This window comes from Psychrobacter lutiphocae DSM 21542 (assembly GCF_000382145.1).
GTDB lineage: Bacteria > Pseudomonadota > Gammaproteobacteria > Pseudomonadales > Moraxellaceae > Psychrobacter > Psychrobacter lutiphocae.
This window is the reverse complement of sequence record NZ_KB907649.1, coordinates 1-9903: the sequence shown is the minus strand read 5'-3', so window position 1 is coordinate 9903 and position 9903 is coordinate 1. Positions and strand designations below refer to the sequence as shown.

2 protein-coding genes are annotated in these 9903 nt (G+C 41.6%); both read left to right on the top strand.

Annotated features, from left to right (window positions below; all coding sequences use genetic code 11):
• Positions 1-7704 (top strand): hypothetical protein (locus H140_RS14460; protein WP_019673537.1); only part of this gene is annotated, 7704 nt, incomplete at its 5' end.
• 1435 nt (positions 7705-9139) lie between these two features.
• On the top strand, positions 9140-9903 hold a 764-nt coding region (locus H140_RS0110085; RefSeq protein ID WP_019673535.1), incomplete at its 3' end, for an Ig-like domain-containing protein.

Here is a 9903-nt window from a genome sequence, read left to right as displayed (position 1 = left end):
ACGCCATCTGATGATGCGGACAAAGGTAAAGTTGACTTCACAGATGAAGAAGGTAACAACCAAACCGTAGAGATTGAAAAAGATCCAAATACTGGAGAGTGGAAGCCAGTAGATCCTGACACTGTACCACCAGGTGTTACTGTAGATCCAGAAACAGGCAAAGTCACTATCGAACCTGATGCAGTACAAGATGGGTCAACGGTAACAGCCGAAAACAGTAACGATAACGGTACGTCAAGCTCAGAGACGACTGCGGGTAATGATATCGAAGATACAACGCCACCTGCGGCACCTGCTATCACGCCAAATGTTGATGGTTCGGTAACAGTAGAGCCAGACCAAAAAGATGCTGTTGACTTAATTGTTGAGTTTACCGATGAAGCAGATCAACCTCAAAAAGTAGAAGTTGAGAAAGGCGAAGATGGTAAATGGACACCAAAAGGTGAGCTTCCAGAAGGCGTCACTGTAGATCCAGATACTGGTCGTGTGGATATCCATTACGATGCGGTTAAGGACTTCACCGATGTTGTCGCTTCAAATAGCGATGATCATGGCAATACCTCTACTGCCACTGCTACTGCTACTCGAGATCCAGTTAATGGTCCTGTTGTTGAGATTCAAGCTGGTGAAGATGGTGTTGTAGATCCACGTGACGTGGATGACAATGGAGACGTGAAAGTTGACGTTACTTTCCCAGATGACACCATCAAAGCGGGTGATAAATTAGTTGTCACTAACCAAGATGGTGAGAAGACCGAAGTTGTGTTAACGCCAGAAGATATCACAAATGGTAAGGTAACTGTGCCTGTTAAACCAGCAGAGCATGGCAATGATACCACTGTTAATGTAGAGGTGAAAAACCCTGCTGATGAGACTATCGGTAGCGGTAGCGACTCTGCACCAACAGATCTAAAAGTACCTGGTGATACTAATGGCGATGGTAAGTCTGACACTGGCCCAGTTATCAGCTTCCCAGAAGATGCTGATAAAAACGGCTACTTAAACGCTGCTGAAGATCAAGATCCAAAAGCTGAAACACCAGTACGTGTTGAGCTGCCTGTTAACACTGAAGCTGGTGATATCGTTGAATTAACCATCAACGGTGAAAAGCTTGAAGACATCACCCTAACTAAAGACAACATCACTGATGGCTATGTAGATGTACCAGTTAAGCTTGATACCACAGGTGATGGCAAAGTAGATCTAGATAAGATTGATGCTACTGCTAAAGTCAAAGACAACTTAGGCAATGCCACACCAGAAGATAATAAAGTATTAAATATCGATGCCAAAGTACCTGGTGATGTCGATGGTGATGGCTCTGCAAAAGATCCAACAGATCCAAGCAAAGGGGACCCAGACGATACCGATAATACAGATCCGAACACTGGTGAACCGACTGATGAAACCACTACTATCGAAGGTGCACCTATCATTACCTTCCCAGAAGATAAAGATGGTAACGGCATCTTAAACGCGGAAGAAAATGGTGATACTAAAGATACAACACTAGTCCGTGTGACGACACCTGTAAATACAGAAGTAGACGACACTGTCGTTATCACTACAAAAGATGGTCAGAAAGTAGAAGTTGTTGTTACTCAAGAAGATCTTGATAATGGCTTTGTTGAAGCTGAAGTTAAGTTGCCAAAAGACTCAGAAGGTAATAATACTGATTTAACAGTCGAAGCCTTTGTTAAAGATCCAGCTGGTAATGAGTCAGCAACTGCTGAGAAAATCTTAAAAGTAGATACTCAAGTACCAGGTGACTCTGATGGTGACGGCATCGCTGACGATGCAGGTAAACCAGTTGTGACTATCACAGATGGAGATGATGGTTTTATCAATAAAGGTGACCTAAACGCTGATGGTGAAGCGACTGCTACTGTTAAATTCCCAGCTGATGCAGGTTATAGCGTTGGTGATAAAGTGACTATCACTAAACCAGATGGTTCAACTGAAGAGATTGAGCTAGATGCTGATAAGCTTGCTAATGGTGTTGAAGTTACCTTTAAGCCACAGCCAGAAGGTCAAACTAACGAAGTTACCGCTGTTGTGACTGACCCAGCTGGTAACAGCTCACTTGAAGGTAAAGATGAGTCTATCACTGACTTAGTCGTACCAGGCATGGGAGATCCAGCACTTGCGCCACAAGTAGAGATTGCTGATGGTGATGATGGTCAAATTGACCCAGCCGACCTAAACGCTGATGGTACTGTTGATACGACAATTACTTTCCCAGCTGATGCAGGTTATAGCGCTGGTGATACAGTGGTTATCAAAGATCAGGCGGGTAATGTACTTGTAGATCGCCCATTAACAGCAGATGAGATTACAAACGGCATCACTGTCCAAGTAAAACCTGCTCCAGAAGGTGAAAAAACAGAAGTTACCGCTGTTGTGACTGACCCAGCTGATAATAGCTCGCATGAGGGCAAAGACAGCTCTATCACTGACTTAATCGTACCAGGTATGGGAGATGCGGCACTTGTCCCACAAGTGATGATTGCTGATGGTGATGATGGTCAGATCGACCCAGCAGACGTTAACAAAGACGGTAGTGTCAATGTAACTATTGAGTTACCTGACAATGCAGGTTATAGCGTTGGTGATACATTAACCATCACTAAGCCAGATGGTAGCACTGAAGATGTCGTTTTAACTCAAAAAGACTTAATAGTCGGTGTTGAAACAACCTTTATGCCACTACCTGAAGGTAAAAACAACGTAGTTACTGCGGTTGTTAAAGATCCACAAGGCAACGCCTCAGGTGAAGGTCGTGATGAGTCTATCACTGACTTGTTAGTACCAGGTGACTCTGATGGTAATGGTATTGCAGACGATGCAGGTAAACCAGTTGTGACTATCGCAGATGGAGATGATGGTTTTATCAATAAAGGTGACCTAAACGCTGATGGTACTGTTGATACAACAATTACTTTCCCAGCTGATGCAGGTTATAGCGCTGGTGATACAGTGGTTATCAAAGATCAGGCGGGTAATGTACTTGTAGATCGCCCATTAACAGCAGATGAGATTACAAACGGCATCACTGTCCAAGTAACACCTGCTCCAGAAGGTGAAAAAACAGAAGTTACCGCTGTTGTGACTGACCCACAAGGCAACGCCTCAGGAGAAGGTCGTGATGAGTCTATCACTGACTTAGTCGTACCAGGTGGTGACGGAACAGATCCATCACTATTACCTCAAGTGGCTATCGCTGATGGTAAAGATACTGCTGATCAAATTGATGCTTCAGACCTAAATGCTGATGGCACAGTAGATACAACAGTTACATTACCAGCTAATGGTGGTTACAGCGTTGGTGATAACATTGTTATCAAAGACAATGCTGGTAACACGCTTGTAGATCGTCCATTAGAGCAAGCAGATCTTGACAATGGTATTACTGTCCAAGTAACACCTCCAGCGGATGGTGAGACTTTAGAAGTTACGGCTACGGTTACAGATCCACAAGATAACAATGCGGAAGGTAAAGACAGCTCTGTCGTTGGTGATACGACTGCACCAAGTGCGCCTATTGTCGACATCTTAGAAGGTAATGATAATATTATCGATGGTGCAGACTTAAATGAAGATGGTACAACACCTGTTAAAGTCTACCTACCAGATGATGCTGAGGAAGGGGATAAGTTGGTTATCAATGGCGATGAGGCCAATGCTATTACCTTAACTAAAGAGCAGATTGCTGATGGTAATATAATCACCAACGTAGCAACACCTAAGGAAGGTGAAACTCTGACTGTGACTGCACAAGTTATCGATAAAGCGGGCAATAAGTCTCCAGTAGCTACTGATGATGCTATCGTGGGTGATATTACTGCGACAGATGCTCCGATAGTGACCATTAAAGATGGTGAGTTTTCAGACGGTATTATCAGTCAGCCAGACTTAGTAAATGGTAAGGTAGAAGTGGTCATTACCCTTCCTGATGATGCCGCAGCTGGTGATGTGTTAACCGTTACGAACCCTGATGGTAGTACGACTAACTATCCATTAACTCAAACTGATATTGATGCTAAGTCAAAAACCATCAACTATCCAGCGGATAGTCTAGGCGATAGTATCGAAGTATCTGCTGTGGTTACAGACCAAGCTGGCAACACTTCGGGCTTAGGTAAAGCTGATGCTATGGTTGATCTTAAAGTGAATGCACCTGTTGTCCAAGCTAATGACAACAATGCAGATGCTAAAGACAATGACGGTAGCGTCAGTGTTACTCCGCCAGCTGATGCAGATGTTAAATCAGTGACAGTGGTATACACTGACGAAGCTGATGTCGAGCAGACAGTCACAGCGACCAAAGATGATCAAGGCAACTGGTCAGTACCAGCGAATGCACCTAAAGGTGTGACAGTAGATGCTGATGGTGTGATTACGCTTGATCAAAATGCTGTTAAAGACGGCTCAACAGTCACAGCGACTGCGATGGACAAAGAAGGTAACGTCAGTAAGCCAGATTCTGATGTGGCAGGTACTGATGTTGAAGTACCAGGCGACTCTGATGGTGATGGTATCGCTGATGACGCAGGTGCACCTGTGGTTACAATCGCTGATACAGCATTCAAAGATGATGGCATCCTAAGTAAACCTGAACTAAATGAGGATGGTACTGCTAATGTCACCATTACATTATCATCTAAAGATCCGATAACTGGTGATGTGAATACAAATGGCTATCAAGTTGGTGATGTTATGACCATCACTAAGCCAGATGCCACGGAAGAAGAAGTAAAACTAACCCAAGATATCATTGACAATGGTTATACGACTACTTTCGTACCAAAAGATGGTCAGGACAATACAGTCACAGCCATTGTGACAGATGCGATTGATCCATCAGTTAAGTCTAAAGAGGGTGATGACACTACAGCAGTTGATTTAACGGGTCCTGAAGCTCCGACTGTGATGTTCGTTGAAGATAACAGCCCAGATGATGGTGCATTAACTGCTGATGAATTTGCAGCGGGTAATACTGATGGCAAAAATGAAATCTCAGTCATTATTAACGTACCTGCTGGTGTTAAAGCTGAAGATGACATGGTACTAAAAGTGACAGGTCCTAAGGGAGGTGTCACTGAGCATGCGGTCACTCAGGATGTTATTGATAATGGATTAACGCTAAATTATCCAATCAGTGACTTCCCGAAAGATGTCAACAGAACTGTGACAGCCGAGCTAGTAGATGGTCAAGGTAATGTATCAGAGCCTGCATCTGACACACTTGTTAATACCATTGTACCGCCAACACTGACTGTCGATCTGCAAGACTTCATTGATGCGACAGATGATCCTAACGATCCTGATGATGATGTCGTCATGGCGACTATCACAGGTACGGCTACTGATGCCGCTGGCTCTACGGTAACCATCAAAGTTGGTGAGTACGATGAAAATGGTGTTCTTATTGCGGGTACAGAGTTAGCTCCTGTTGAAGCTATTGTTCAAGCAGATGGCACTTATTCAGTAGAAGTCGATGTCACCTCATTGAATAATACCGATAAGACAGGCGATGAGGAGCAAGATAAGCACACCCTTGGTGCTGTTGCAACTGTTGTCGCAGCTGGTGGTGAAGCGACTGCTAAAGACTTATTAGCTGAGAAAGCAGCTGATGGTGGCTTTGATGTACCTGATGACGAAACTCAAGGTCTATTTGATGCTACAGGTCTGAATAACGACATGACTTTGGTTTACGGACCTTCTGAGACAGCTATGGTCAGAAAGGAATATCCGAACTACAACTCTGGCTTTACTATTTCAGAAGATACATCGTATACAGACCCATTCTTATTTACCAACTACGATGATGTTTTAGAGATAAACAATTCATTAAACATCTTAGGTACTGGTGCAGATGCGCCTAACGATGGTGGTAACAAATTCTTTAAGTCAGCGGATAATGACCGAAATATCGTTACTGTTGATACTGGTATGGGTGATGACGTATTTAGTGTAACTCAGATAAATGGTGGCGTTGATGCTCGTGTCTATATGGGTGAAGGTAATGATACTTTCCGTACTACCAGCGCTGATATTGGTCGTTCAGCAATCGTCTATATGGAATCAGGTGATGATCAAGTTGATATAGCTAACCGAGTTGTAGGCAAGCTATATACTGGTAGTGGAAGTGACACTGTAAAAGTTGGTGGCAATGTTGTTGGCACGATAGACTTAGGCAGTGGTGATACACCTGAAGGCTATATGACAGAGTATCAAGATGGTTCAGGCTTAAGTCTTGGTAATGATGATAATATTGACTCATTTGACGATGTTAATGTTTTAACTATCGGCGGCCACTTGGGTGCAGCTGCAGGCGCAGGTTATGTCAAATCAGGTAATGGTAAAGATACGGTTACCATTAAAGGCAGCATGGGTGGAACAGCAGGTGAGTTATATACAGCTGTAGTTGACACAGGTGCTAATGATGACACTATCAATGTTGAAGGCTCTGTCAGAGTTAACGCCTCTATCTATGCTGGCTCAGGCAACGATGAAGTCAACATCGGTGGTAACGTTATAGGTAAAATGTACACTCAAGCCGGTGATGATAGTGTACACGTTACTGGTAATGTCACCGGTAGCATTTCAACTGACACTGGTAAAGATAAAGTTGTCGTTGACGGAAATGTTGAAGGTGGTGGACTTATTGATGCAGGTGCACAAGATGACCACATCCAAATTAAAGGGGAGGTAGTCGGCTCTAAGGTTTGGGGTGGCTCTGGTGATGATACTATTATCGTTGAAGGTAGAACACGTCTAGCCTCTGAGATAGCTGGTGGCTCTGGCGAAGATAACATCTATGTTGAAGGTCTATATGATCCTAACTCAGTGATAATAGGTGGTGCTGACAGTGATACTATTATCTTAAATACCTTACAAGGTGGTACTATTACGACTGGTGATAGTAACTGGAACGTTGATGATGCAATTAAAATCAGCAGAAACGAAGATAATGCAGTTGATATTGTCCGTATCAATGAACTTAACGGAGGTAACTTATATCTCGGTGAAGGAGATCTATTAACTGGTGGTGTTGCTGCCTTTGATCCAGCAGTGGGCCCATTTGTACAACAAGGTCCATTTGAAGATGCTTATTTACAAGGATCTAATATCTACTACTCTAAAGCTGACGATACGTTAACACTAAAAGGTATCAACGGTGGTACCATCGATATGGGCGAAGGTAACGATACCATTGTAATAAGTGGAACTGGAGATGGTATCAATAAAGATGCAAATCATACTATTGCTCAGTCACATGATATTAAAGGCGGTAATGGATTAGATACTATTGAAGTTACTGGTGCTGGAAACGAGATTTACGCTGGAGATTTATTCAGTATTGAGGTTGTAGATCTTGGTAAAGGACTGGCTAATGCAGGTAATATCTTCCATACTGGCTATATCAGAGACTATAACGCAGCCATTGCGCAGAATGAACCAGTCGATGTCAATGGTGTACCGACCAAAGCCATCTTTGTTAAAGGTGACTCTGCAGATATTGTAGACGTTGGCTATGGTAGTAACAATACCTTTGGAGATGGTCTGAAAGCTAATACATGGACGCAGACAGCTACTGGTGTTGAAGTTGATGGCACTATGTATAATGTGTGGTCACAAACTGGTAATGCATATGGTGGTGAATCTTCACTTTATGTTGAAGTTGGCGTCAACGTTATCTAATCCTCACACCTAACACTGTTAAACAACACAAAAAACGCCCTCGCAATGAGGGCGTTTTTTTATACTTTATCCATAAATTTTTATACTTTATCCATAAACAAGCACCTTGAGTTTAATCAAATTCTACCAACCTGATAAAAACCTTACAGAATAGTATCTATAAAAAACGATAGTATTATACGTATATCTAAAGCACTGTAAAAATTAAACAACAATTGTTTTTATTTACTTATGTTTAGTATAACTTTACAAATACCAATTAAATTCCTGATAAATTTCATAAATATCCTAGTAAGTCATTGAAAACATTAAATAAAATAATTACAAAAAGAATATCGATATGATTGCATTAGAAAATATCATTAAAAATTGTTCAGTATAACTAAAAAACATTAAACTGTTTCATTTATAGGACAGTTTAGTAATGAGTGATAATATCATATTGTTTTATATGGGAATTTTACAAAAAAAATATAATAAAATATTTGCAAAACCAACGAAAGCCTTCTATATTATCAACAACGAAACTTGTGCAGCCCATTATAAATGGTTAAGACATATTGGTAACTATAAGACTAGCATACTCTGCCAGTGCAGCAATACAAACATCACAAGTTATAAGTTACCAATTAACTAGATAAGTATTTCTTCAGATTTTAGATTTTTTTAACTACTCAAAGGTCAATAGGACTAAAAGCTATTAAAATTTATAAATCTGTTCAGATGCTTCTAATTGAAGACACGTCCTAGTATTTAACCAACGAATTATAAGTTATTTTGGTTTTTTGAAGTTAAGGCGTATAGAGCATGACAGGCGCCAGACGTGGCAAATGCTCGATATGCCTTTTTTTGTCTTCAAAATCTGATAGGCCTTACTCTGAGCTTCTACAAAACAGTTTATTTACTATATAAAACAGTAGAATTTAGACCCTTACAACGCTTTACAAATACCACATGAATAAACATTACTAAATGCCAAACATATACAAAATATACACCTGTATTAAAAATCTCAGCGCCATTGCAAACAGTGAGAGCAAGGTACAAATCGACAATAACTAAGAAGACAATCACGGATTATGGATTATTACACCTCTTATCTATCACCCCACCTATATACAGCATCTATTTGACAAAGCGATGCCTATCGCCGATGACAGAATAAGACTTTGTATCATATGACAAGGCACTAACAGAATACAAGGCTCAAAATAAAACGCCTAATCAAAAGATATGTCTACCTTTAACAGTAAAACCATCTATTCACACCTCTGACCGAACCATCAACGTCATCTTAATCACTAACCAACAACATTTTAAAACGCTTATTTATGAGCACTCAGCAGATTACTTGTGGCTTCACCAGTTATGGATAACCGTTGTTAGCGACATTTAAAACAGATTTAAATTAAATAAGATTTATTAGGAAATACCTATGAAAACAGTTATCGTAAAAGTAAACAGCGCCACACAGACTATCGCTGAGCATCAAGTGGTCACCAAAGACGGTCAACCTACCGTCATCAAAGCGACCCATAATGTCAACTATGAGCTTATCGATCAAGCCACTGGTCGTGCGCCACATCACATCGTGACTAAGCGTGTTGGTCAAGACTTACATGTGTCGGTAGAAGAAAATGGTCAAGACAGTGATCTTATTATTGAGGATTATTATGATGATGCAGACAGTGCGTTAATTGGTCTAGCTGAAGATGGTAATTATTACTATTACGTACCAGATACAGGCGAAGTTGCAGACTTTGTTACAGAGCTAGCACCAGGTGATATCGAAGGTCAGGCTCTAGGTGGCACTGATTATTTGGCGCCATGGTGGGTGGGCGTGACAGATCAAGCTGGCTTTGGTATTTTGCCATGGTTAGTGGGTCTAGCGGGTCTAGGCGGTATTATTGCAGCCATTGATAACAGTGGTGGTAGCAGTCATAGCTATGTGCCACCAGTAGTAGACACCACAGCACCTGACGCCCCAACAGCGACAGTAAGTGATGATGGCACAGAAGTTACTGGTAAAGCTGAGCCTGGTTCTACTGTTAGCATCAAAGACAAAGATGGCAACGAGATTGGTACAGCCGTTGCCGATGCAGAAGGCAACTATACTGTTAAACTTGATAAGCCGTTAACCAATGGTGAAAATATCACTGCCGACGCCACAGATGCGGATAACAACACCTCAGACAAAAC